The following is a 23,565-nucleotide window of genomic DNA, read 5'->3' as shown; positions in this document are numbered from 1 at the left end:
ACATTTGCAACAAAGATATTTTTGTTTCGTTTTTAAATATTTCTGCTTGTATTAACGGCGTTGTTGCGTGGCTCATAATTTATCGTATTATGGTTATTACAAGTATAGTGTCATATCGTGGCTTGTACCTGTGTTGTTGCACGGCTCTAAAGAAGTGCTGTATGTCATTCCCGCGCAGGCGGGAATCCAGAAAAAACACTTAAAATAAGCAAAATTATATAAAAATTTACTATATAATTCGCTTAAATATTCTCTGGATTCCCGCCTACGCGGGAATGACACCGAAAAATTCGAGCCACCCAATAACGCCAGCCACTTCGTGGCTTCGCCATGACGGTTTGGGTATCCATGCAACAACATCGATCAAGCTACAGTATGACACCGTACGCTTTGCAAAAATTCGAGCCACCCAACAACGCCTGTATTAATATGCTGTGCAGACTCGCTTTTAAATTCATCTTGTCTAAAGCTTTCTGAATTTAGCTATAATATCTTTGATATCATATTAACGTTGACGTGTTAAGGGTGATTTCACATTATTAGGAGTGCTAGGCGGCGTAAGTGAGCTAGAGATATTTGTGCTAGAGATATTTGTGGCAGCAGGGTGATCTGTCCGAATTTTACGGATAGTTTGTTGTTGTTTAAGGTTGTTAATTTTTTGTATTCCGGCATTTGCTATGGATTTAGTGATTTTAGCAGTTTCTGCTAATAATTCCTTCGAGCTTTGTAGTCGGTCGATTTGTTCGTAGTGATTTTTAAGAAATTTTTCTTTAACCTTATTATCAACTCCTTTCAACTCGGCATATGTTTTGTATAATCCCTTTAAATTTGCTTTAGCTGCTACCATTTGTTTTTCAGGAGATTCTTTAAAGATTGACTTAATAGAATTTATAAAAGTACTACCTATTTCTTTGATTATATCTATTGCAGGTGATACTACTCCTTTTATTCCTCCGTAAATTTTTTGTAAGCCGTTAGTAATAATGCTTGATGCTTTAGCTTCGTATTCTTGAGGTATAGGGGAGGTGTCAGCAATTATATTACGCATTTCTTTTAGTTTACTAGCTAGATTCGTTAATGGTTTCTTTTCTTCTACGTCGTTATATTGATTAGCGAATGCATCGGCTATACCTGCTTGTACGTCAAGGTTAGCTGTGATGATTGATTGAGTATCATCAAAGGAAAATCCTACAGATGTTTTTTCGTTAGTTTCATTAGAAGTATTATGAGCGATATATGATAAGTCTGTTGCTGATGTCTTTTGTCTTATGGGACTATCAGCTTTTAGCCTGTTCAGTCTATCACGTAGTGCTTGATCTTGTCGGTTGCCTAATTCTGTACTTTTTGCTTCGAGTTTAACCTCCGACTATATTTGTGCTAGCAATTTATCTACTTCATCGTCGGAATGCGAATCTTTACCCCATAATTTATCTAATCTTGCATTAAATTGCTCAAAGTTGTTCATCTCATTTTGTAAATCTTTTTCTGATCGTTCTGTAAGTTTCGCAACCCTTGCTTCCAATTCTTGCAATGACCTAGCATTAAATATTTCGTTATTTCTTTTAGACATTGTTACCTATAATAAGGACTACTATATGTTGCCGACGGTGCGGTGTTCTTCTGCTTCTAAAAACTTCTCTAATTCATTTCTAGTATATTTTTTTTCAACAAGCTTTACTTCCTTATCAAAAATATGCCGGACGGCTTTTTCTTCTAGAGCCGGTCCTTTAAGCTGTTCAACTGCCTTTGGATTATTTTTATAAAATTCAAATATCATATTTTCTTGACCCGGGAAGTTTCTAGCTTGCGACATAATCACGTTTCTAAGGTCATCCGGCTCTATCCGTAAACCTTTAATTTTTACGTACTCTGCTAGCATTAAGCCGATTTTCACACGACGCAATGCTAATTTATTATAATATTCGCTTATTTCTTCCGGCGATTTACCTTTAAATAACGATTCTTCGCCGTCGCTTCCGTTGGTTTCATTTTTGTCGGTTTCGGACTTTAAAATATTCTTTTCTTGAACAAGTAAAGATGCCGGTACGTCAAAATTTAACAATTTATCTAGCTGATCGAATAAACTCATTTTCATGATAGTATTAATGGCTTCTTCTGCTTCGCTTTCTATTTTTTTTGTAAAATGACCACGTAATTCTTCTAAACTATTAGCGTGAAATTTTTTGGCAAATTCATCGTTAACAACGGTAGGCTCAGCGGTATGCACCGCTTTTATCGTTACTACGAAACGAGCCGGTTTACCGGCAATATCTTTTGCATGGTAATCTTCCGGAAAAGTCACGTTTACTTCTACTTCGCTTCCTACTTTTGAACCGATTAGTTGTTTTTCAAAACCTGGAATAAGGTTATTACTACCGATTACTAATTTATAATCGGTAAGTTTACTATCTTCAAAAATTTTATCGTCTATATATCCGACCGCATCAATAGTAGCTTGATCGCCTTTTTTAATTTTTGCCGTGCTTTCTTGAGTATAGCTTTTTGTTAATTCGGCAAGCTTGTTGATTTGTTCGTTAACATCATTTTCTTGCACTATCAATTTTGGTCTATCAATCGAAATTTTTGTAAAATCAGGCATTGCAATTTCAGGTAATAACTCTAGTTTTAAAGTAAATTCTAGGTCTTTGTTATGCTCATTTTGTAAATCTTCAACCTTTGGATTACCGATAATATTTAACTTCTTATCTTCAATAACATGGCTAACGTTATGGTTAATTTTATGCTCAACTATGTCTTGCCTAACTGATTTTTCGTATTTTTGTTTAATGATTGCAATAGGTACTTTACCGGCACGGAAGCCCGGCAGTCTAACTTTTGTTGTTAAATTAAGTAGTTCTTTTTGAATCTCGTTATTAATTTCATTTGCAGGAATTGAAATCTTTGCATGAAAATCCAATCCTTCGCTTTTCAGTACGGTAACTTGCATTCCATTAATCTCGTCAACTAAATGTTATAAATTTACTGGTACCTGCGGCCGGACTTGAACCGGCAAGGGTTTGCACCCCACGGATTTTAAGTCCGTTATGTCTACCATTCCATCACGCAGGCAAAACTACACAGTATATTAGTACACAGTATACTGTGTTTAATTCAAGGTGACAGACTAATAAAAAAAACATAAAAATGCAAGTACTTTTATAAACTTAACTTTGATAGTGACAAAATAGTAATAATGTGTTAAATTAAGGTCAGGAAGTAAAACTTTCTTTTGCATATTATTGACAAGTAGCACAATATGAGGTAGTTATTAATGTAATGAGTTTATGCGATACACTCTTTAACGGTATAAAGCCCTGTTATCAATTGATACTAGGTTTAATTTTCGCTAAAGATTTTACAATTAAATTCAGTTAAGCAATTTCTATCTCAATAAAGGTTTTTATGTCTACAGGTAAAGTTAAATGGTTTAATTCAACAAAAGGTTATGGGTTCATTCAACCGGATGACGGGAGTAAAGATGTGTTTGTTCATATCTCAGCTGTTGAAGAAGCTGGTATTCGCAATCTTAATGAAGGACAAAGTGTAAGTTTTGATCTCGAAGATAACAAAGGGAAAGTTTCCGCTGTTAACCTCAAAACTATATAAACATACTTAAATACCAAAAGCAGTTATCCAAAACTAACGTTAATAAAACCTTAAGTTTTGGGTAACCTTGTCACTATTCATCAAGATAAAAATATTTTGTTTTTATACATAATATACCGTTTTAGTTTTCAAGAATAAGTTTTTACTATGCCCTGAAGCTGAAAACTTAAGCTTATTTAAAGTACGTAAAGTATTCTTAAATAAATTATGTAGCTTATTCTCACAGATTATATAGGTCTTTTTGAAGTTATGATAAAAGTAGCTCTATAGATTAGAGGCTATTTTATTATAATAATTTAATATACTGCTTGTATTTCAAGGATTAGCTTTTAATTAAATAATTTTTGAAAGGCGGGCAGTATAATGTGCATATTCTAACTTAATCATATAGTCGATCCTGAAAAATCGGGTAATAAGATAATATTGTCTTAAAGTCCGAAGAAATTGACTATAAATAACAAAACTAATATTGGATTTATATATAATGAAAAATTTTAATTTACCTGATGAACTAATTACATCACTCGAAAAAATAAATATTACTATCCCGACTGAAATTCAAAAACAAGCAATACCGCTTGCGATGAGCGGTGCGGATATTCTTGCTTCCAGTCAAACAGGTTCAGGGAAAACCCTTGCTTATTTACTACCTATTATCAATTCTTTTATCAATACTAAATCTACTGCTTTGGTGCTGGTGCCAACAAGAGAACTTGCAAGTCAAATATGCAATGCTTTAAAAAGCGTAACCATGCAATTAAAAATGAATAGTGCAGTTTTAATCGGCGGTGAGCCGATGCCTCCGCAATTTATGCAGCTAAAAAATAACCCTAAAATAGTTATCGGTACGCCCGGACGAATTATTGACCATTTGACACGTGGAACTTTAAAGTTAAGTAATATCGGTATAGTAGTGCTTGATGAAATGGACAGAATGCTTGATATGGGGATGAAAGAACAGTTAGAAGAAATTAATAAATATCTTCCTGAAAGAAGGCAAGTATTAATGTTTTCTGCCACTATGCCGAAACACATTGTTAGTTTATCTCAAAAATATTTAAATAATCCTATTCGTATTACCGTAGGCTCAGCTAATAAGGCAGCTCCGGAAATAAAACAAGAATCTTTAAAGATATCGGATAGAGAGAAATTTAGTGAACTTACAAAACAGCTAGACACTCGCAACGGTTCAATAATTATTTTTGTAAAAACAAAACGTTCGGCAGATCAGCTTGCTAGGATGCTAAAATCTGAAAATCATAAAGCGGAAGCGATTCACGGAGATTTAAGCCAACGCCAACGTGAACGAGTAATTTTATCGTTTCGCCAGTCACGCCATAGAATAATGGTGGCAACGGATGTTGCGGCTCGTGGGCTTGATATACCTCATACCCAGCATGTTATTAACTATGATTTACCGATGTGTCCGGAAGACTATTTACATAGAATAGGTAGAACCGGTAGAGCCGGTGCAACGGGTAATGCGTTATCATTTATCTCTCCTGACGATACCATGAAATGGAAAGCAATTGATCGTTTGATAAATCAAGGAGAATCTACAGCACGTAGTGAATTTATGGGAAAAAATAATCGCAGAAAACCGTTTAATACTAATAATAGAAGAGAGGATAATAACTCAAGAAGTAATCCAAAGAATAACTCGCCAAGAGGAGCGGCGGCTTTTGACAATCCTCGCAAAAGAACTTTTAATAATAGTAATAGAAGTAGCAAAGCATCATAAAGATAATTTGCTTACGAGAAGGTGGCGTTGCACGGATCGAATTTTTGCAAAGCGTTCGGTGTCATTCTAGTTCCTTGACCACGGCATCCAGTCTTTTTATGTCATTCCCGCAAGGCGTTGTTGCGTGGATCAAAAAAAGTGCTGTATGTCATTCCCGCGAAGGCGGGAATCCAGAAAAAATACTTAAAATAAGCAAAATTATATAAAAATTTACTATATAATTCGTTTAAATATTCTCTGGATTCCCGCTTTTGCGGGAATGACATCAAAAATTTGAGCCATGCAACAATGCTTTTAGTCGCTCGCAATGACGTTTGGGGTATCCATGCAACAACGCTCGTACCTCCTCGCCATGACGACATATATCAATAAGCATCATTATAGACTCAAGAAAATAACTTACCTATACCATGACGCATCAAGCTTTTTGGATTCATATTACTTGCTTTTTTCATCACATCGCTTATTTGTTTAAATTGCTTTAGTAATATATTTACTTTCTGGACGTTTGTTCCTGCTCCTTGTGCAATACGTTTCCGCCTTGAAGCATTAAGTATATCGGGGTTTTTTCTTTCTTTCGGCGTCATGGACAAAATAATAGCTGCCTGCTGATCAATTAGTTTACCGCTTAATTTAGATTGGTCAATTTGATCCATAATCTTACCTGCCCCGGGTAACATACTAACTATACTACCAAAACCACCGAGTTTTTTTATACTTTTCATTTGCTGAAGATAATCATTTAAATCAAATTTCCCTTTTTTTATTTTAGCGGCTGTTTTTTCTGCTTCTTCTCTATCTACTATACTTGCTGCCTTTTCAACAAAAGATAGTATATCTCCCATATCCAGTATTCTTGAAGCTATACGTTCAGCGTCAAATTCTTCTAAATCGGTTAATTTCTCGCCGCTACTCAAAAATTTTATCGGTTTTTTGGTAATATATTTGACGCTTAAAGCAGCTCCTCCTTTGGAGTCACCATCAATTCGTGATAAAATTAGTCCTGAAATTTCTAATTTTTGATTAAAACTATTAGCCGTTACTACCGCATCTTGACCGGTCATACTATCAATTACTAATAATGTTTCAGAAGGCAAAACCAAGTTTTTTATAGCTAACGCTTCTTCCATCATTTCGTTATCAATTTGCAACCTACCTGCCGTATCATATATTACAACGTCATAAGCTGATATTTTTGATTCGGCAAGTGCTCTTTTGGCAATAGCAATGGGCTTTTCGTTTGGTATAATAAGAAGCGAATCAACTCCTATCGATTTTGCAAGTATGGCTAATTGTTCTTGAGCAGCAGGACGATAAACATCAAGGGATACTAGCAAAACTTTTTTATTTTGGTTCTTAAGTCGCAAAGCAAGCTTGCTACTTGCCGTAGTTTTACCGCTGCCTTGTAAGCCTACTGCCAAGATATTTACCGGCGGTTTTGCATTTAATTGTAACTTTGCATCATCTGTATTAGATGCAAGAAGATTTATCATTTCACCATGGATGATTTTAATTATCATCTGCCCGGGTGAAACGGATTTGATAACTTCCTGCCCTAAAGCTTTTTGTTTTACTTCCGCTATAAAATCTTTTACTACCGGCAATGCTACATCGGATTCCAGAAGAGCAACTCGTATATCTCTCATAGCATCGTCTATTTGAGTTTCCGATAAAGTACCGGAACTTTTAATACGGTCAAAAATTTTTGTTAAATTTTGCGTTAATGTTTTAAACATATTAAAATCATTTTATTAAATTATTAAAGTAACGCACTGGTATCTTAATATATTGACGCCCATATAATTTGGCAACAATATATAATATTTTATTTTTCTAGATTGCCGTGCTCCTTTTAGTCGCTCGCAATGACGTTTAGGGTATCCATACAACTTAAATCATCTTTGCTAAAGCTAGATAATTCTGAGGGGTAAGGTTTTCTGCTCTTTGGTTACCGTCAATTTTTAACTCAGCAAGTAACTCATTAATTGCAGGACTCAAGTTTTTTAAAGACGACTTAATCATTTTACGTCTTCCGGAAAATGCTAATCTCGTTATTAATTCCACTTTATTTATTAACTCTAAGGAGAACAAATTTTCTAAAGGCGTTAGCTTAACTATAGCAGAATATATTTTAGGCGGCGGATAGAAAGCCGTAGGTGCAACATCAAAGCATTTTTCCGTTTTAGCTATTAATTGACATATTACCGATAATCTGCCGTAAGCTTTAGTGCTTGGTACGGCACAAATCCTTTCGACGACTTCTTTTTGCAGCATAATGGTCATGCTATTTATCAATCTCGCTTGTTTTAGCCATCTAATAACTAATTCAGTACCTATATTATATGGTAAATTAGATATAATAGTTATTTTGTTACCCTGCGATAAGGCTGATTTGACTGTAAACAAATCAGCTAAATTAATTTTAAGTGCATCCCCTTGGATAATCTTTAAAACAGGGTAATTTTCTTTAATCTCTTCTAGTAACGGGATACATCTCTTATCGGTTTCAATGACGGTTAAGGATTTAGGATTTTTTTGCAATATCGACCTAGTTAAACCGGCAGTACCCGGACCGATTTCTAAAATATAGGTATTTTCTTCAAGACCGGATATGCGGACGATCTTATCGCATAAGCTGCTATCAAAAATAAAATTTTGTCCGTATCTTTTAAGAGCGATAATATTATGAGCTGCAGCATGTTTGGATATTGAAGGTAACATAGATATACCGGTTAACCAGAAGGGTTATTATCTCGTAGTCAAGCCGACATTGCTGTGTGGCTTGAGAAAAGTGCTGTATGTCATTCCCGCGAAGGCGGGAATCCAGGAAATGATAGTCATCCTGAATTTATTTCAGGATGAAATTATAAAGAGATGCTGAAACAAGTTCAGCATGGCAAAAAAAAGTCTGGATTCCCGCTTTCGCGGGAATGACATTAATTTTAACTTTTTAAATTAACTCAATATAACCCTACGACGGTAGCATTATTTTTATATAAGCTTTTTTATGTAAATTATCAAAAAACTTCTGAGCTTTTTGCGATACTTTTTTATTTGTTAAAAAATTCACTACGTAATTATTTTCGTCTTCACTGACATTTAAGATTTTTTTATTACATATTAATATTATTTGAAATTTATTATTCCTTTCAAAAACACTACTTGCCTGATCTATATTTAAATCTTTAGTAATAGTTTGCAAAGTTCCGTCTAAACTATTCAGCTTCCCGTCAACCAACTCCATAGTAGCAAAATTATCGTACATAGGTTTTTTTACGCTCGAACAACTTTTTAAGTGCTTCCTTAAATTATACATTTTCGTAAGCGTTTTATCGCTTTCATCTTTTGCAGTGAAGATTTGCATAGAAATTTCGGCGTCTTTCATATTACTTGCCAAAATTGTAGCATCTATTTCCTTGTTACTAATATTTATCGATCTTGATAAACCGGATAAGATATTCATCTTAACCAATTCAGCTTTAATTTGTGAGATAAAACTATTGGTGTCGACAGATTTACTTTTAAGATACTGAAGAAGGTAACCTTTCGGCATTTTATTACGCTCTTCGATAGTTCTTATAGCGTTATTTACTTCTTCCTCGGGAATAGCTTTATCTTTAGTATATTGAAAAAGCAGTGCCTCATCAATTAGGCTTTTGATTGCCAAATTGCTAAGCTGCTTATCTTGTGCAGCGTTTACGCTTTCAACATTATTTAGTGCCATAATCATTTTCTTACGAGCTCGAAACTCATTTAAAGTAATCGGCTCGTTATTCACTAGTGCAACTATATTTGGTAATTCTGCCTTTGCTATATTCAAAGTTAAAAAAACAGTAATTATAAACAATAATTTTTTCATATTTTTAAACTCACATATTTAATATTTTTAAACCGATAGTAACACTCCAAGAGGAAGTAGTTTTTTTTATCCCACGACTTGCATCCACCATATAGTCAGAAGAAATTTTTGCAGCAATTCTAACACAATCTTTAAAATATGTCACTTTAATAGTTCTTGAAAGTAATTGCGGTTTTTGTGTCGATATATCGATGCGTCCGCCGAAACCGACCAACCAATTTTCCGTTAACCGATATCCTAAATCTCCGTAAAATTGCCTTACTCTATTATTAGAGAGTTCTTTATTTTCTATACTATAATATTTTTTAAGGTTTGTAAGCTGAATAAAGCTACCGGCAATATTAATTTTATCATTTTGAAAATTACTGCCTATTTCATCACGAATAGGTTTAAGATGTTCATCTTTCCTAAAACCGTAAAATAATTCAAATTGCTCTAAAAATCTTGCGGAAATTTTCCCGACATTTTCGGTATTATGAACGGACTGATCAATACTATATTTAGTATTTTTTGACTGCCCCAAGAATAAACCTAAATAATTTTCATGTTTAGATATAGTAGTATTAAGCCCGTAATTCAACCTATTACCGAATTCATGACAATCAATCCCGCTATAACGATTTGAATAAAATATATTCTTCTCCGACAATTCATATTTATTAGGATCAATGATAATAAATTTATTATCTCGGTGCTGCAATTTTCGTCCCACCGTGAAAGAGGCTATGGGCTCGGTAAGTAAAGTAATATTATTAGCGATAACTCCCGCTAACGGATAACGCCAGACGGTTTGAAATTCCGGTATGTTTCTAGCTAAGGTTTTTTGATCTCTAATTTTATTTAGATACTCATGCCGAATAAAATAAAAATCACCTCTATCTTTAAGATTAAAATTAAAAATTTGTCCGGAAGGGGTTAACAAATTATGGATAAAAGATAACTGCAATGAAGTTCTTGCTAGTTGCTTACCTATTCTTTCTTTGTAAAATAAAGTATTATTTTCAATAACTATATAACTATCATCATTTAAACTTATAACATTTTTTGTGTTAATTTTTGGTAATACTAACGGATCGGTGTATTTGCTATCATTAGTGCCTAATCCTTGAAGGTCTATAGCTTCCGCTACTAAATAATCAGTATCGTGAATTTTATTTAAAAATACCTTAGAAGTTAAATAAGAACTATAATTATTATAATAGTTTTTTAAATATGCTTTATCGGAAGTACGCTCTAATTTAAATCCATAAGCATATTCTTTATTAATAAAATTACCGCTTGTTACATAATGATAGCTATTAACTTTTTCATTTTTTATTGTTTTACCGTTTTTTTCTAAAAAATACGGTAAATTACCATAATTACCTTCAAAAATTATAGAATCGGTATTATTAAAGCGATAACGCCCTTCAAGCTCAAAAATTTGATATTTTTCAAAAATCCTCGGAGTTAAGGTAAAATCCATATTAGGCTTGGCTCGCAAATATAGAGGTATGCCTAAACCTTCATTTTTTACATTAGGAATTAATATACCGGACGAAGCAGGAGCAGAAGGAGTAGGATGTGAAAAATACGGCAAATATATAATCGGTACGCCGTATACCTCAAAAAACATATTTCTGTAAGTTATCCTATTTGCATCAAAATCAACATAGGTATCTTTGGCGGCAATCTGCCAAATAGGGTTTTTATTGCAAGTAATTTCACAAGGCGTAAATTTACTATAATAAAGGCGAGCTTTGTTTTCATCAATCCTTTCGGCGAGTTTCGATACTAAAAGAGTATTATTACCGAAAAATAAAATAAAATCCGAAATCACCCCGGCTTTAAATTTATCCTTTAAAACTACTTTTTCACCTATAACAACTTTACCTTTTTCGTCCTTAATTTTAACATTTCCTTCTGCCCATAAAATATCATTTTCTATATCGTAAAGTAAATTATCCGCTATTAACAAATAATTATTCATGGTGATGCTAATATTACCTTTAGCGTATATTAGCTTTTCACTTTCATTATATTCAATAAAATCGGCAGCTACATTATCTATTTTAACGCCCTTAGCTTGTTTAACCGCATCCGAAAAACCTATAACCGGCAATATGATAATGATAATTAATAAGCTGCATACAAGACGCATTTAATGTTACTCAAGATATAATTATAGTGAAAAATAATAGCAAGCTATATTAAATATATCAAAGTAATTATAAAAGATTATAAAAATTTACTTGCTCTTGTTATAGATAGACTAGTATTCTAAGCTAAATGCTTGTCATTCCCGTGTGGTATTGACCTTATTGCATGTCTCTAAGAGTCGTCATGGCAAGGGGTATTGGTGGTGTTGTATGGCTCAAATTTTTGATGTCATTCCCGTGCAGGCGGGAATCCAGAAAAAAATATTTTTAAGTCATCCTGAATTTATTTCAGGATATACTAAAAAGATGCTGAAACGAGTTCAGCATGACAAAAAAAGCCTAGATTCCCGCCTTCGCGGGAATGACATACGGCATTTTTTAGAGCCACGCAACAACGCCTTCGTGGCTTCGCCATGACGGGGGTTTTATTAATTTCAATCCACGTAACAATGTATCGTTTAAGTAATATGTGCCATGTTAGATAATTTTATCGATAACCAATCGGCTAAAGAGTTTTCCGTTAGTGAGATTTCTAATAAAATTAAAGAATTATTAGAAAGTAATTTCGGTTATGTTAGAGTAAAAGGCGAAATTTCCGGTCTTAAAATAGCAAGTTCAGGTCACGGTTACTTTAATTTAAAAGAAAATACGGCTATTTTAGCTTGCACTTGTTGGCGTCCCACTCTTGCTAAAATTAAATTTCCATTGACGGATGGAATGGAAGTAGTCATCAGCGGCAAACTATCCGGCTATTCAGGCAATTCACGTTATCAATTATCGGTAGATAACCTTGAGCCGGCGGGTCTTGGTGCCATGATGCAAATTTTAAATGAACGTAAGGCTCGGCTGGACAAAGAAGGTTTATTTAATAAGGTAAGAAAAAAATTGCCTTTCTTACCGACTAAAATCGGTGTCGTTACGTCAATAACCGGTGCAGTTATAAAAGATATCATTCACCGAATTACCGACCGTTTTCCGTCTTGGATAATAATATGGCCTGTGAGCGTACAGGGAGAAAATGCCGGCAATGAAATTGCTGAAGCTATAGAAGGATTTAATAATTTAGAAGAAGTAAATAAACCGGACGTAATAATTGTTGCTCGAGGCGGCGGCTCAATAGAAGATCTTTGGCCTTTTAACGATGAGATATTAGTACGAGCTACTTTTAACTCAGAAATTCCTATTATTTCAGCAGTCGGTCATGAGGTAGATTATACTTTAATTGATCTGGCTGCCGATAAAAGAGCACCTACCCCGACTGCGGCAGCCGAATTTGCCGTGCCGGTACTTTCTATTTTAAATTATACGTTACAATCTCACTTGCATATTTTACTAAACCGTATTAATCAATTAATTAAATATCAACAACAACATATTTCTAACTATAACAAAATACATAGATATTTTGTAAATTATATTAATAATAAACAACAACTACTTGATGAAGTAGGTTTTAATTTGATAGATTCCTTACCTTATCTGATTAGTAAAAAACAAACAAAGCTTGAATATTTTACCAAAGATAGGATTAATCCCGTTAAAATAATTACTTATAAATTATTAGAATTGACACATCAAACCGGTTATATGATGAAATCAATCGATAATAGTTTGAAAAATTTTGAATATAAACTAACGTTAAATAGTTCGCTTCTAACAAGCTTAGATTATAATAACGTGCTTAAACGAGGCTTTGCTATGATTAAAAGCGAGGATGGTAAATTTTTATCTTCAAAAGCTGCGGCAGAAACTAAAGAAAAATTTAGCATTAAATTTTTTGACGGCGAAATGAAGGTGATTAGAGAGACATAAATGTTATTCTGTGGCTTGATCGGTGTTGTTGCGTGGCTCGAATTTTCGATGTCATTCCCGCGAAGGCGGGAATCCAGAAAAAAATATTTTTAAGCCATCCTGAATTTATTTCAGGATCTTTTATAATAGATGCTGAAACGAGTTCAGCATGACAAAAAAAGTCTGGATTCCCGCCTTTAGCTAGAATGACATACAGCACTTTTTTTGAGTCATACAACAATGCTTGAAAACGGCAATGGCATAGAACATGAAATTTATACAGGTAGGTTGGTATATGAAAATTTTTAAGCTTTTTGTTTTTATATTAATTATTTTAAAAACTTTTAATATCTTGAGTGACAATTTACCAAATCAACCTTTGGATAATAATCAAACATTTTTAGAATGCAACGATGTACCGGATAAGAAAACTTTAATAAACGGTTGGTATACAAATGTCCCTTATCAATATATTACTACTATTCCGAACGGTAATGTTAACGTCGCCGGCATGGATATTGAATTAATTAATGCTTTTGCTAAAAAAGCAGAAATTAATATAGTTGACGAAGAAAATAATTGGTTTCAAAACCAATTAGATATCGAACAAGGCACATTAGATATGGTAAGCGGAGCTACTTATACTAAAGAAAGAAGTGAATATGCTCATTTTTCAAAACCTTATAGGTCAGAAGAACTTTCACTATTTATTATCGATCCACTCGCAAAAAAACTAAATTTTCAAAACATTAATCAGTTTATGGCACAAGTACGTTTATTTAATCTGTATCTTGGCGTGATTAAAGGTAACGTATACGGTTTTCCGGAATTTACCGATTTTCTACACAGTGAAAAAAATAGCGATATAATTACCGTATATCAAAATGATATGGAATTAGTTAACGGATTTATGAAAAAAGAAATTGACGGGTTTGTTAGCGATAGAATCGTCGGTGCCGTAAATATTTTGAACGAGAAAGTTAAGCAAAAAGTAACGGAAGTTCCTTTAAACATAAAAACACCGATACATTTAATGTTTAGTAAAAAAACCGTATCTTTAAATGTCGTACAAAAATTTAATTATGCAATAGACGCATTTATTACTAGCAATGAATATAAGAAAATTACAAAAACTTACCTGTATCATATTTTATTACCTAAATCTGTCGACTCTACATGGTGTCATATTATCGTTATGATCGGAAGTTTAGCTTTTGCAGTTTCGGGTATTATAATAGGTGCCAAGAATAATAGTACTTTATTCGGTACTTTTTTATTGGCAATATTACCGTCTATTAGCAGCTGTATTATACTTGATTTAATAGTAAATCATGATACGGGGCATTTAAATTTTGATTTTACGCCCTTTTATTTTTACTATGTCTTTATATCCGTATTAATAAGTTTTACCGCTATTAAACTATTTAGCTCTTACAATAAACAAGCTTATGAAGATAGTTTTTTAGATCAAGTATTTATTAATGTCCTTGCTATTTGTGACGCATTTGGGCAGGCAAGTTTTATAGCTATCGGCGTTGTCATGATTATTATACAAAAAATTGAACCGCTTGGATTTTGGGGACCGTTTTTCGCCTGTATAACTGCCAATAGCGGAGTAATGTTCCGAGATTTTATCAGCGGAAGACAATTTACCAAAGGAGTCCCGAAAGGTCTAGCTATTGAAATATCAATATTATGGGGGGTATGTTTTAGCGTATTGCTTGATACATACGGCTCAAGTCCTGATTATAACACCATAGAATATTCTATGGTGGCGGTAATTGCCGGAGCATTTTTTACTCATCTTTTAGTTTATTATTTTAGTTTTCCGGAATTGAGATTTCGTAATGACAAAATAACGGAAGAAAATACGACAGGGCAGAAATGAAAATAGCCACTTGGAATATTAACTCCGTAAAAATAAGATTTGAGCATTTACGTAATTTTTTAACTGAAGTAAATCCTGATATTTTATTACTACAAGAAATAAAATGCGAAACCGATAATTTTCCGTTTAACGAACTATCCGACCTACCTTATAACTTTTATGTTCACGGACAAAAATCATATAACGGCGTTGCTATTTTATCGAAATTTCCCGCAGACGAAGTAATAAAGGATTTTCCTGCTAATTATTGCTTTGATCAATCAAGATTTTTGGAAATTAACGTATCCACTCCTATTGGTTTTTGCAAAGTAATTTCATTATACGCTCCTAACGGTTCACTAGTCGGTAGCGATAAATTTGAAGCAAAACTAAAATTTTATGATAGCTTTATCAAATATTTATCCTTGCAAAAATCTTTTGAAGAACAAATCATCATAGGAGGAGATTTTAATATTGCACCGTTTGATATTGATGTATATTCTCCGCTAGCACTTAGAGACACTACCTGTTTTACTCTTGACGAGCAAAAAAAATTCCGAACAATTTTGAATCTAGGATTTGAAGATTTATATAGAGTCGGCAACCCTAATACTCAAGAATTTTCCTGGTGGGATTATAGAGCCGGATGCTTTGAACAAAATAAAGGTATGCGTATTGATATGCTACTTGGCTCTAGCGGCACAGTTGACTATTTAGAAAATTGTTATATGGATTATAGTTTAAGAACTAAAGTAAAACCTTCTGATCATATACCGATAGTGGCAAATTTTCAAAGGACGAAGTAATAACGTCATTACAATGAAGCAATAGCGTTGTGTTGCATGGCTCGAATTTTTGATGTCATTCCTGCGAAAGCAGGAATCCAGAAAAAAATATTTTTAAGTCATCCTGAATTTATTTCAGGATCTATTAATGAGATGCTGAAACAAGTTCAGCATGACAAAAAAAGCCTGGATTCCCGCCTTCGCGGGAATGACATACGGCACTTTTTTAGAGCCGCACAACAACACAAGTACAAATCACGGCATGACACCATACTTTTAAATAGGATATTAAAATAATGTCACCGAAATTTATGAATTTTTATGAAAAATACATGACTGTTGCAGGAACAATAGGTAATTTCATGTTTTACGTACAGGCATATAAAATATTTACCTGTAAATCTGCAAGTTCGGTCTCTCTACCGGCTTTTACGATTAGTGCCATTGCCCTTAGCAGTTGGCTATTATACGGTATTTTATTAAAAAACACTCCTATCATAATAGCTAATATAGTCGGATTAGTGGGGGCTTTGATTGTTTTAACGGCTATATTAATATATTAGCAAGCATTATAGCAACAACGCCTTTTCATGTAGCATTGTTGCGTGAATACCCAAACCGTAAATGATACTTGTTGCCCCTATGCCGGTATATCCTCTACCATCCGTTGTTTTTTAGTAGGCTTAGCCGCATTATTAGGAGTAATTGCCAGCTGCGTTAGACCGTTTACTACATCCTTTGTAATATGAACCCGCATTTTTTTTAGCTCTGCAACTTTATACATGCTATCTAATAACAGATTCTCAAGAATTGAGCGAAGCCCCCTAGCACCTGTTTTCTTAGCTAGAGCTTTTTCGGCAATCGCCTCTAAAGCATCTAAATCAATATTAAGCTCGGTCTCGTCTAATTCAAATAGTTTTTGATATTGTTTTATTATAGCATTTTTAGGCTGAGTTAAGATCGTAACTAATGCTTGTTTATCCAGATCGTCCAAAGTAGCTACTACCGGCAATCTACCGACAAATTCAGGTATTAAACCGAATTTGGTTAAATCCTCAACCTCAAGTAATTTTAATAATTCACCGCTATTTTGCTCTTTATTCATATTAACGTTGGCAGCAAATCCCATAGAACTTTGGTTTGTCCTTGCCGTTATAATGTTATCTATACCCATAAAGGCCCCGCCGCAAATAAACAAAATGTTAGAAGTATCTAGCTGAACAAAATCTTGTTGCGGATGTTTTCTTCCTCCCTGAGGCGGCACGGAAGCAACAGTTCCTTCCATAATTTTAAGCAAAGCTTGTTGCACTCCTTCGCCCGATACATCCCTTGTAATAGAGAGGTTTTCCGATTTGCGGGCTATTTTATCGACCTCATCAATATAAATTATGCCTTTTTGAGCTTTGGCTATATTAAACTCGGCAGATTGTAACAACCGCAATAATATGTTTTCAACATCTTCTCCGACGTAACCTGCTTCTGTTAAAGAAGTAGCGTCCGCCATTGTAAAAGGTACATCAAGAATTTTAGCCAGCGTTTGAGCAAGTAATGTTTTTCCCGAACCGGTAGGACCGATTAGCAAGATATTTGATTTAGTAAGCTCAACGTCGTTATTGCCTGATTCAAGATATTCAAGCCTTTTATAATGATTATAAACCGCTACCGCTAAAACTTTTTTAGCTTGATCTTGTCCAATGACATAATCATTTAATATTGCACAAATTTTTTGCGGTGCCGGAATCGAAGAAGTAATTTGCTTAAGTGCAACTTTAGTTTCTTCCCTCATAATATCGGTGCAAAGGTCAAGACATTCATTACAAATGAAAACGGCCGGTCCCGCTATTAATTTTTTTACCTCATGTTGTTTTTTACTGCAGAAAGAACAAATTAATCCTTTTTTATTAATTTCCGTTGCCATTAAATCTTCCCTTTTTATTTTTAATTAATAATTTATAAAACTCTTGCATACATGTAATAATCCTTATGTTGTCCTGCAACAATTTCATATTTTTTTAAGATGCCTTCCGGAGCAAAACCGCATCTCTCTAAAAGATTAATAGAACGACGATTATCAGTTATCACCGTTGCTTGTACTCTAATTAACCCCATATAATCGGCAAATCTTAAGATATTCTTTATAGATTTCAGCATTATCCCCTGTCCCCAAAAATCAACATCAAGGTCAAAGCTTATTTCCGCTTTTAGGTGCGTAGTTGTTATTATATTAAATCCGGCAGTACCGATAAGCTTATTATTATCTTTAAGGGCTATCCCCCAATAAAAGCTTATCCGATTTTTATATAAACTAGCCCAATAATGAACTTCCCTAAGTGCCTCTTCAAGACTAGACGGTCTATTATTATCCGTTAAATATAACGCCATTTCCGGCTTGTTCATATAGTTAAAATAGTCTTCCGCATCCGCATCAGTTAACTCTCTTAGAACTACGTCATTTAAGTCTAATACGGGAAACGGTCCATATAAATATTTTCTAATTGTCATATATATTTGATAGGGTCTTGCATATTATTTTTTTTAAAGGCGTCTAACCTAATAAGGCAAGAATGGCATGTTCCGCACGATAGCCCTTCTTCTGTCGGATCGTAACAGGATATTGTTTTAGAGTAATCTACTCCAAGATCGAGGCCGGCTTTAATAATTTCTTCTTTCGTCATATGGAGTAGCGGTGCATGAATTTGAATGCGTTGCCCTTGCACCCCTGCAGCAGCAGCTAAATTTGCCATTGCTTCAAAAGATTTTATATATTCCGGACGACAATCCGGATAATTAGCGGAATCACTTGCGTGTACGCCAATAAAAATATCTCTTGCTCCTATTATTTCAGCAAAGCCGAGTGCATAACTTAAGAATATGGTATTTCTAGCCGGTACGTAACTTAGGGGTATATTAGTACCTATTTCATGATAGTCCTTATATTTCGGAACGTCTATTTGATCATCGGTTAGAGCCGAACCGCCAAACTGGCGTAAATCAATATCGATAATTCTATGTTGCTTTACATTATATAGCTTTATCAATTCCTTGATTTTTTGTAATTCTACCTTATTACTATTACGTTGCGAATAATCGAAACTTATTGCATGAATTTCGTAACCCCTATTTTTTACCATAGTAAGGACAGTAGAGGAATCCGGTCCGCCGCTTACTAAAATTACCGCTTTTTTCATTTCCTACACTAATTTGCTTACAAAAATAAATTATAATGCAAGTAAAGGAAATTATGAAATAAAAAATATAATTTTTATTACCATATTAATTGCCCTTGACTAAATCCTTCGAATAATCTAAGTTTACGTTGTTAATTTACGGCGGGTGTAGCTCAGTTGGTTAGAGCATCAGATTGTGATTCTGAGGGTCGCGGGTTCGAGCCCCGTCACTCGCCCCATACTATACTAACTATAGCGTTGTTGCATGGCTCATAATTTACCGTGTTATGGTTATTAAAAGTATGGTGTCATGCCGTGACTTGATCACGGCATCCAGAAAAAACCTTAATAAAAAGACTGGATACCGTGGTCAAGCCACGGTATGACACCGTACGCTTTGCAACATTTCGAGCCGGGCAACAACGCCCCTACGCAAGAATGATATAAACTTATACTTTTTAGATTAACTGAACAGTATAGGCTACATTTCTCACTCCTTTCGCCTAAATCAATGACATCATGAATATCACATTTTTACATAGGCTGATTAAATATTTAGGGTGCTATAAAAAAGACCTTATTATTGTTATGGCGTCTTTATTATGCGTATCAATTTCATTATTATTAATGGGCGGTGTTTTTAGGAAGCTAGTTGATAACGGCTTAACCGAAAATTATCAGCTATCAATTAATAAATCCATATTATTTATTTGCCTATTAATTGTTATCTTAAGTATAAGTAGTTTTTTTCGCTCTTATTATATTAATAACGTTGCCGAAAAAGTAGTTACTCAAATTAGAAAGGAGGCTTATAGCAACTTAATTAATTATGAAATTGCCGAGTTTGAAGAATTAAAAATCGGTGAAATTATTGCACGCCTTACCGGCGATATAGATTTAATAGCTAAACTTATCGTTAATTTTCTATCTTTTTTCATTCGTAATTTAGTGATGTTACTCGGCGGTATCGCCTTAATGTTTTTTGAAAGCTACAAGCTTGCGGCAATCGTAATTATTACTATTCCCTTATTATTAATCCCGTTAATTAAATTCGGCAAACATGTAAAAGCTCTATCAAAAAAGACTTTAAATGCTCAAGCGGAAATAGCCTCTAATATAGAGGAAAGCTTTACTAATATCCGTGCTATCCATGCTTTTAATCGCCAGGTAAACAAAATTGCCGATTTTGATAAACAAGCGTTTTCTTATTTAAAACATTCTGCTAGCCGTTTAAAAATCCGTGCATTATTTTTTGCCGTCTCGATAGCGGTGATACTTACTTCTATCACCCTAGTTATTTGGATCGGTAGCATGGACATAGTCGCAGGGAATTTATCTGCCGGCTCTATGGTGTCATTTATTTATTATGCCGTTATTGCCGGAATAAGTAGCGGCGGAATTTTTGAACTCTTAAGCGAGATGCATTTACCGCTCACGGCACTTGAAAGAGTGTTAACCTTGACTAGTTCATACGATAAAACCGCTCTATGTCATACCCGCGAAGGCGGGTATCCGGGTATTAATGTGGAAAGCAAGAAGGAAGTACAAATTACCCTAGAATTTAAAAATATAAATTTTGCTTATCCTTCAAGACCGAATTTAAAAATTATCAATGATATATCTTTTAAAATATCCGAGGGTAAATTTAGCGGTATAGCGGGCAGGTCAGGCTGCGGCAAAACTACTTTAATGCAGCTATTATTAAAATTTTATTTCCCCGATAGTGGTTTAATTACTATCGCTAATCAAGATATATCACTGATAAACTCTAGTTTAGTTAGGAATTTAATTGCTTATGTTCCGCAAGAAGCTAGTATTTTTTCAGGTACTGTTAAATCAAATATTATTTTTGCCAAACCTGATGCTACCGATGAAGAAATAGCAAAAGTTACGGAAATAACAGGCATAACGGAATTTACTGCCAAAATTCATGACGGTATTGACACGAAAATCGGCGAAAGAGGGTTAAGATTGTCAGGCGGTCAGAAGCAAAGAATAGCACTTGCACGTGCTTTGCTTCGTAACCCGCAAATTTTACTTCTCGATGAAGCAATGAGTGCTTTAGATAGCGAAAGCGAGCAAAAATTACTAAGTTCAATAAAACAAATAATGAAAGGAAAAATTATATTATCGATTGCCCACCGCATTAGCGGCATCGAGCACGCCGATAATATTTTAGTAATAGATAAAGGGCATTTAGTTGCCGAAGGCTCTCATGATGATTTACTATTAAATTCAGAAATTTACCGCCTAATTTGTCGTGAGCAACTGACAACAGCAAAAGACGAGTAGCATATTTGTTGCAATAATAATTCATTTTCGATAAAAAAATTAAATTGTTATATAATTTATCTTGAAAGCTCCTATACTTAAGTTATAATCACTTATACAAAAACAATAAAGGTTCATAAAAATGAAAAATTTACTAAAAGTTCTACTAGTTCTAGCTTTCTCAACATCGGCTTTTGCTGACATGGTAAAAATGCCTGCACCGGAAGCTGTTACTACAGATTCGATCATGCAAATGAATACTGCAGATCAAAAAAGTTGGGTTGATAGCTTAACTTCCGATCAGTATAATATGTTAAGTGCTGATGTTCAAAAGTGGGTTATGGATAATACTACTCCTGAGCAAAAAACAAAATTAGGTCTTTCTCAATAATATTATTATTTAGATTAAGCTATTCTTAAATAGTAAATTTAATATAATAATATTATTTTAAATTCTGGGCATTGTTGCGTGGATACCCAAATCGTCATGGCGAGGCATCTCTTGGCATTGTTGCATGGACCGAAAAAAGTGCTGTATGTCATTCTAGCTAAAAGCGGGAATCCAGAAAAAACACTTAAAATAGGCAAAATTATATAAAAATTTACTATATAATTCGTTTAAATATTCTCTGGATTCCCGCTTTTAGCTAGAATGACATACAGCACTTTTTTCGGTCCATGCAACAACACAGGTACAAGCCACGGTATGACATTGAGACCATTTCTTAATCCATGCAACAATTCCTAAATTCCGACAGAATGCCGGTATAAAGTATATGTTTATTTTATGCCGGTTATTTATTTGTATAATAATTTTGCAAGTTTCTAAGTAACATATCATCCCTATCCCTCTTTTTTATTTTTCCACCGATATTGAAATAGCTATAGTAGTTCTTAAAATAATGTCATTTTAGTGTGGCATCGGTGTTGTTGCGTGGCTCGAATTTTCGATGTCATTCCCGCAAAAGCGGGAATCTAGAGAATATTTAAGCGAATTATATAGTAAATTTTTATATAATTTTGCTTATTTTAAGTGTTTTTTCTGGATTCCCGCTTTCGCGGGAATGACATATAGCACTTTTTTAGAACCAGATAAACTTTTGAATAAAGCATATGAAACTCTTTTTTACTGTTATAATTATGGAAATTTTAGCGGGTGCGGAAGTAGATTTATTCGTCCCGAGTTTCCCTGATTTACAAAATACCTTTAATCTTTCTCCTTTTATGGTAGAGTGGTTATTAGGAGTGAATTTAATAGCCTATTGCATAACGTCGCTTATAGTCGGTAATTTAGGAGATCGCTACGGGCGTAAACCGATTATTATTATCGGACTATTTATTTTTAATTTAGGTAGTTTATTATGTATAGTTGCAAATAGTTACCAGCTGTTACTAGTAGGCAGGTTTTTGCAAGGTGCCGGTATATCATCGGTAGCGGTGCTTGTATATGTAGTGCTGGCAGATATTTATTCATTGCAACAACAACAAGAAATGATGGGAGTATTAAACGGCACTATTACTCTTTCTATGGCTTTTGCACCGGTTATAGGTAGTTACGTAAATTTATTTTGGGGTTGGCACGGTAATTTTATCTTATTATTTTTATTCGGTATAGTTAGCCTAATACTAGGTTTATTATTTATTCCGGAAGGTAAAACAAACAAAGAAATACGGATTTCTTTAAAAGAATATTTACCGGTTTTCAAATCACGAAAAGCGATTTATTATTTACTTACATTGATGTTCCTTGCAGAAGGATATTGGGTTTTTATCGGTATAGCACCGATCTTATATATGCAAGATTTAGGGGTATCACTTCAAAATTTCGGGCTTTACCAAGGCTCACTAGCGGCATTATTTGCAGCTATGAGTTTCACTAGCAGTTATTGTTTTAAAAAATTCGGCATTAAAAATTGTTTTTATTTTGGAATTTCATTTATAGTATTATTCTTAATTGCCGATACTATTCTAATTATAGATAAAACCACTAATCCACTTATAATAACAATAGTTATGTTGTTACTGTCACTAGGGATAATATATCCGTTTAATATATTATGGCCGTTATTACTCGAAGCGATCCCTAACGGTAAGTCTCGTATGACGGGCGTTTTTACTTCCGCTAGGTTAGTTGCAACGGCAATAGGTTTACAATTGGTCGGCTGGTTGTATAACGGCACTTATGCACCTTTAGGTATAACTATATGCATTATAACCGTATTTGGGTTATTAACATGTTACAAATTATTTCAGTATGATAAAATTTTTGAGCTTTCTATTCAAAAAGATTAGTAAGGCAACACTTGATATCAAGCCGTGGTTAAACCGGCTTTGTTGCGT

23 protein-coding genes and 2 tRNA genes are annotated in these 23,565 nt (G+C 34.0%); 14 read left to right on the top strand and 11 right to left on the bottom strand.

The genetic code is table 11. The annotated features are described in order from the left end of the window. The first annotated feature begins 275 nt into the window (after window positions 1-275). Window positions 276-428, top strand: coding sequence for a hypothetical protein (locus tag AAGD48_RS00445; RefSeq protein WP_341790021.1), 153 nt, complete (start codon window positions 276-278; stop codon window positions 426-428). A gap of 77 nt (window positions 429-505) precedes the next feature. On the opposite strand, the gene AAGD48_RS00440 is transcribed toward AAGD48_RS00445, so the two are convergent. The 4 genes from AAGD48_RS00440 to AAGD48_RS00425 form a co-directional block, all read right to left on the bottom strand. Next, the gene (locus AAGD48_RS00440) at window positions 506-1,048 is read right to left on the bottom strand and encodes a hypothetical protein (RefSeq protein ID WP_341790020.1); all 543 of its coding nucleotides are present in this window, start codon (window positions 1,046-1,048) and stop codon (window positions 506-508) included. Window positions 1,049-1,366: 318 nt separating this feature from the next. After that, entirely contained in the window at window positions 1,367-1,570 is a 204-nt protein-coding gene (locus AAGD48_RS00435; protein ID WP_341790019.1) for a hypothetical protein, read from the bottom strand. A gap of 21 nt (window positions 1,571-1,591) precedes the next feature. After that, window positions 1,592-2,947, bottom strand: coding sequence for a trigger factor (gene tig / locus AAGD48_RS00430; protein ID WP_341790018.1), 1,356 nt, complete (start codon window positions 2,945-2,947; stop codon window positions 1,592-1,594). Window positions 2,948-2,983: 36 nt separating this feature from the next. After that, window positions 2,984-3,069: transfer RNA gene (locus tag AAGD48_RS00425), tRNA-Leu, on the bottom strand. A gap of 333 nt (window positions 3,070-3,402) precedes the next feature. Here AAGD48_RS00425 and AAGD48_RS00420 point away from each other — a divergent pair. Together AAGD48_RS00420 and AAGD48_RS00415 are read left to right on the top strand one after the other, a co-directional pair. Further along, entirely contained in the window at window positions 3,403-3,606 is a 204-nt protein-coding gene (locus AAGD48_RS00420; RefSeq protein ID WP_341790017.1) for a cold-shock protein, read from the top strand. A 484-nt stretch (window positions 3,607-4,090) separates the two neighbouring features. Further along, entirely contained in the window at window positions 4,091-5,347 is a 1,257-nt protein-coding gene (locus AAGD48_RS00415; protein WP_341790016.1) for a DEAD/DEAH box helicase, read from the top strand. Window positions 5,348-5,733: 386 nt separating this feature from the next. Here the strand turns inward: AAGD48_RS00415 and ffh are convergent, their stop codons facing one another. From ffh to AAGD48_RS00395, 4 genes are all read right to left on the bottom strand, one after another. After that, on the bottom strand, window positions 5,734-7,083 hold the full coding sequence (ffh, locus tag AAGD48_RS00410; protein WP_341790015.1) for a signal recognition particle protein: 1,350 nt from the start codon (window positions 7,081-7,083) through the stop codon (window positions 5,734-5,736). Between the two features lie 154 nt (window positions 7,084-7,237). Further along, on the bottom strand, window positions 7,238-8,068 hold the full coding sequence (gene rsmA / locus AAGD48_RS00405) for a 16S rRNA (adenine(1518)-N(6)/adenine(1519)-N(6))-dimethyltransferase RsmA (protein WP_341790014.1): 831 nt from the start codon (window positions 8,066-8,068) through the stop codon (window positions 7,238-7,240). A 250-nt stretch (window positions 8,069-8,318) separates the two neighbouring features. After that, entirely contained in the window at window positions 8,319-9,206 is an 888-nt protein-coding gene (locus tag AAGD48_RS00400; RefSeq protein WP_341790013.1) for a SurA N-terminal domain-containing protein, read from the bottom strand. 10 nt (window positions 9,207-9,216) lie between these two features. After that, a complete protein-coding gene (locus tag AAGD48_RS00395) occupies window positions 9,217-11,346 on the bottom strand; it encodes an LPS-assembly protein LptD (protein ID WP_341790012.1) in 2,130 nt (709 codons plus the stop codon). Window positions 11,347-11,554: 208 nt separating this feature from the next. On the opposite strand from AAGD48_RS00395, the gene AAGD48_RS00390 reads away from it, so the two are divergent. The 6 genes from AAGD48_RS00390 (at window position 11,555) to AAGD48_RS00365 (ending at window position 16,350) form a co-directional block, all read left to right on the top strand. Continuing rightward, on the top strand, window positions 11,555-11,761 hold the full coding sequence (locus AAGD48_RS00390) for a hypothetical protein (RefSeq protein ID WP_341790011.1): 207 nt from the start codon (window positions 11,555-11,557) through the stop codon (window positions 11,759-11,761). Between the two features lie 57 nt (window positions 11,762-11,818). Then, entirely contained in the window at window positions 11,819-13,156 is a 1,338-nt protein-coding gene (gene xseA / locus AAGD48_RS00385; RefSeq protein ID WP_341790010.1) for an exodeoxyribonuclease VII large subunit, read from the top strand. Window positions 13,157-13,487: 331 nt separating this feature from the next. After that, the gene (locus AAGD48_RS00380) at window positions 13,488-15,023 is read left to right on the top strand and encodes a transporter substrate-binding domain-containing protein (protein ID WP_341790009.1); all 1,536 of its coding nucleotides are present in this window, start codon (window positions 13,488-13,490) and stop codon (window positions 15,021-15,023) included. Then, on the top strand, window positions 15,020-15,808 hold the full coding sequence (gene xth, locus AAGD48_RS00375) for an exodeoxyribonuclease III (protein WP_341790008.1): 789 nt from the start codon (window positions 15,020-15,022) through the stop codon (window positions 15,806-15,808). Before AAGD48_RS00380 ends, xth begins: the two co-directional genes overlap by 4 nt. Window positions 15,809-15,844: 36 nt before the next feature. Further along, entirely contained in the window at window positions 15,845-16,084 is a 240-nt protein-coding gene (locus tag AAGD48_RS00370; RefSeq protein WP_341790007.1) for a hypothetical protein, read from the top strand. After that, window positions 16,084-16,350, top strand: coding sequence for a SemiSWEET family sugar transporter (locus AAGD48_RS00365; protein ID WP_341790006.1), 267 nt, complete (start codon window positions 16,084-16,086; stop codon window positions 16,348-16,350). The genes AAGD48_RS00370 and AAGD48_RS00365 overlap by 1 nt, the downstream gene beginning before the upstream one ends. A 77-nt stretch (window positions 16,351-16,427) precedes the next feature. Here AAGD48_RS00365 and clpX read toward each other — a convergent pair whose 3' ends face one another. The 3 genes from clpX to queC are packed head-to-tail and all read right to left on the bottom strand — an operon-like array spanning window position 16,428 to window position 18,975. Continuing rightward, window positions 16,428-17,705 carry an ATP-dependent Clp protease ATP-binding subunit ClpX gene (clpX, locus tag AAGD48_RS00360; RefSeq protein WP_341790005.1) on the bottom strand — a complete coding sequence of 426 codons (1,278 nt, stop codon included), beginning with the start codon at window positions 17,703-17,705 and terminating at the stop codon, window positions 16,428-16,430. Between the two features lie 32 nt (window positions 17,706-17,737). After that, window positions 17,738-18,289 carry a GNAT family protein gene (locus AAGD48_RS00355; protein WP_341790004.1) on the bottom strand — a complete coding sequence of 184 codons (552 nt, stop codon included), beginning with the start codon at window positions 18,287-18,289 and terminating at the stop codon, window positions 17,738-17,740. Then, entirely contained in the window at window positions 18,286-18,975 is a 690-nt protein-coding gene (gene queC / locus AAGD48_RS00350; protein ID WP_341790003.1) for a 7-cyano-7-deazaguanine synthase QueC, read from the bottom strand. Before queC ends, AAGD48_RS00355 begins: the two co-directional genes overlap by 4 nt. A 141-nt stretch (window positions 18,976-19,116) precedes the next feature. Here queC and AAGD48_RS00345 point away from each other — a divergent pair. From AAGD48_RS00345 to AAGD48_RS00325, 5 genes are all read left to right on the top strand, one after another. Next, a tRNA-His gene (locus tag AAGD48_RS00345) sits at window positions 19,117-19,193 on the top strand. A gap of 280 nt (window positions 19,194-19,473) precedes the next feature. Continuing rightward, complete coding sequence (locus AAGD48_RS00340; RefSeq protein ID WP_341790002.1) at window positions 19,474-21,246, top strand: ABC transporter ATP-binding protein; 1,773 nt, start codon at window positions 19,474-19,476, stop codon at window positions 21,244-21,246. Between the two features lie 121 nt (window positions 21,247-21,367). Next, window positions 21,368-21,616, top strand: a complete 249-nt coding sequence (locus AAGD48_RS00335; protein ID WP_341790001.1) for a DUF2673 domain-containing protein — start codon at window positions 21,368-21,370, stop codon at window positions 21,614-21,616. A 673-nt stretch (window positions 21,617-22,289) separates the two neighbouring features. Beyond that, window positions 22,290-22,418, top strand: a complete 129-nt coding sequence (locus tag AAGD48_RS00330; RefSeq protein ID WP_341790000.1) for a hypothetical protein — start codon at window positions 22,290-22,292, stop codon at window positions 22,416-22,418. Then, window positions 22,366-23,517 (top strand): multidrug effflux MFS transporter, encoded by a 1,152-nt coding sequence (locus AAGD48_RS00325; RefSeq protein WP_341789999.1) that lies wholly within the window; start codon window positions 22,366-22,368, stop codon window positions 23,515-23,517. Before AAGD48_RS00330 ends, AAGD48_RS00325 begins: the two co-directional genes overlap by 53 nt. The last annotated feature ends 48 nt before the right edge of the window (window positions 23,518-23,565 follow it).

It is taken from the genome of Rickettsia endosymbiont of Polydrusus tereticollis, from assembly GCF_964026385.1.
Taxonomy (GTDB): domain Bacteria; phylum Pseudomonadota; class Alphaproteobacteria; order Rickettsiales; family Rickettsiaceae; genus Rickettsia.
Note: the sequence above shows the minus strand (reverse complement) of the source record. Positions and strands in the feature narration are given on the sequence as shown.

Bases quoted from the DNA above. Each gene is read 5' to 3' on its own strand.
- AAGD48_RS00395 (WP_341790012.1), bottom strand. From the start codon at position 11,346: ATGCGTCTTGTATGCAGCTTATTAATTATCATTATCATATTGCCGGTT.
- clpX (WP_341790005.1), bottom strand. From the start codon at position 17,705: ATGGCAACGGAAATTAATAAAAAAGGATTAATTTGTTCTTTCTGCAGT.
- AAGD48_RS00440 (WP_341790020.1), bottom strand. From the start codon at position 1,048: ATGCGTAATATAATTGCTGACACCTCCCCTATACCTCAAGAATACGAA.
- AAGD48_RS00325 (WP_341789999.1), top strand. From the start codon at position 22,366: ATGGAAATTTTAGCGGGTGCGGAAGTAGATTTATTCGTCCCGAGTTTC.
- AAGD48_RS00390 (WP_341790011.1), top strand. From the start codon at position 11,555: ATGGCTCAAATTTTTGATGTCATTCCCGTGCAGGCGGGAATCCAGAAA.
- AAGD48_RS00355 (WP_341790004.1), bottom strand. From the start codon at position 18,289: ATGACAATTAGAAAATATTTATATGGACCGTTTCCCGTATTAGACTTA.
- tig (WP_341790018.1), bottom strand. From the start codon at position 2,947: ATGCAAGTTACCGTACTGAAAAGCGAAGGATTGGATTTTCATGCAAAG.
- AAGD48_RS00435 (WP_341790019.1), bottom strand. From the start codon at position 1,570: ATGTCTAAAAGAAATAACGAAATATTTAATGCTAGGTCATTGCAAGAA.
- AAGD48_RS00400 (WP_341790013.1), bottom strand. From the start codon at position 9,206: ATGAAAAAATTATTGTTTATAATTACTGTTTTTTTAACTTTGAATATA.
- ffh (WP_341790015.1), bottom strand. From the start codon at position 7,083: ATGTTTAAAACATTAACGCAAAATTTAACAAAAATTTTTGACCGTATT.
- xth (WP_341790008.1), top strand. From the start codon at position 15,020: ATGAAAATAGCCACTTGGAATATTAACTCCGTAAAAATAAGATTTGAG.
- xseA (WP_341790010.1), top strand. From the start codon at position 11,819: ATGTTAGATAATTTTATCGATAACCAATCGGCTAAAGAGTTTTCCGTT.
- queC (WP_341790003.1), bottom strand. From the start codon at position 18,975: ATGAAAAAAGCGGTAATTTTAGTAAGCGGCGGACCGGATTCCTCTACT.
- AAGD48_RS00365 (WP_341790006.1), top strand. From the start codon at position 16,084: ATGTCACCGAAATTTATGAATTTTTATGAAAAATACATGACTGTTGCA.
- AAGD48_RS00370 (WP_341790007.1), top strand. From the start codon at position 15,845: ATGGCTCGAATTTTTGATGTCATTCCTGCGAAAGCAGGAATCCAGAAA.
- AAGD48_RS00420 (WP_341790017.1), top strand. From the start codon at position 3,403: ATGTCTACAGGTAAAGTTAAATGGTTTAATTCAACAAAAGGTTATGGG.
- AAGD48_RS00335 (WP_341790001.1), top strand. From the start codon at position 21,368: ATGAAAAATTTACTAAAAGTTCTACTAGTTCTAGCTTTCTCAACATCG.
- AAGD48_RS00445 (WP_341790021.1), top strand. From the start codon at position 276: ATGACACCGAAAAATTCGAGCCACCCAATAACGCCAGCCACTTCGTGG.
- AAGD48_RS00340 (WP_341790002.1), top strand. From the start codon at position 19,474: ATGAATATCACATTTTTACATAGGCTGATTAAATATTTAGGGTGCTAT.
- rsmA (WP_341790014.1), bottom strand. From the start codon at position 8,068: ATGTTACCTTCAATATCCAAACATGCTGCAGCTCATAATATTATCGCT.
- AAGD48_RS00415 (WP_341790016.1), top strand. From the start codon at position 4,091: ATGAAAAATTTTAATTTACCTGATGAACTAATTACATCACTCGAAAAA.
- AAGD48_RS00330 (WP_341790000.1), top strand. From the start codon at position 22,290: ATGACATATAGCACTTTTTTAGAACCAGATAAACTTTTGAATAAAGCA.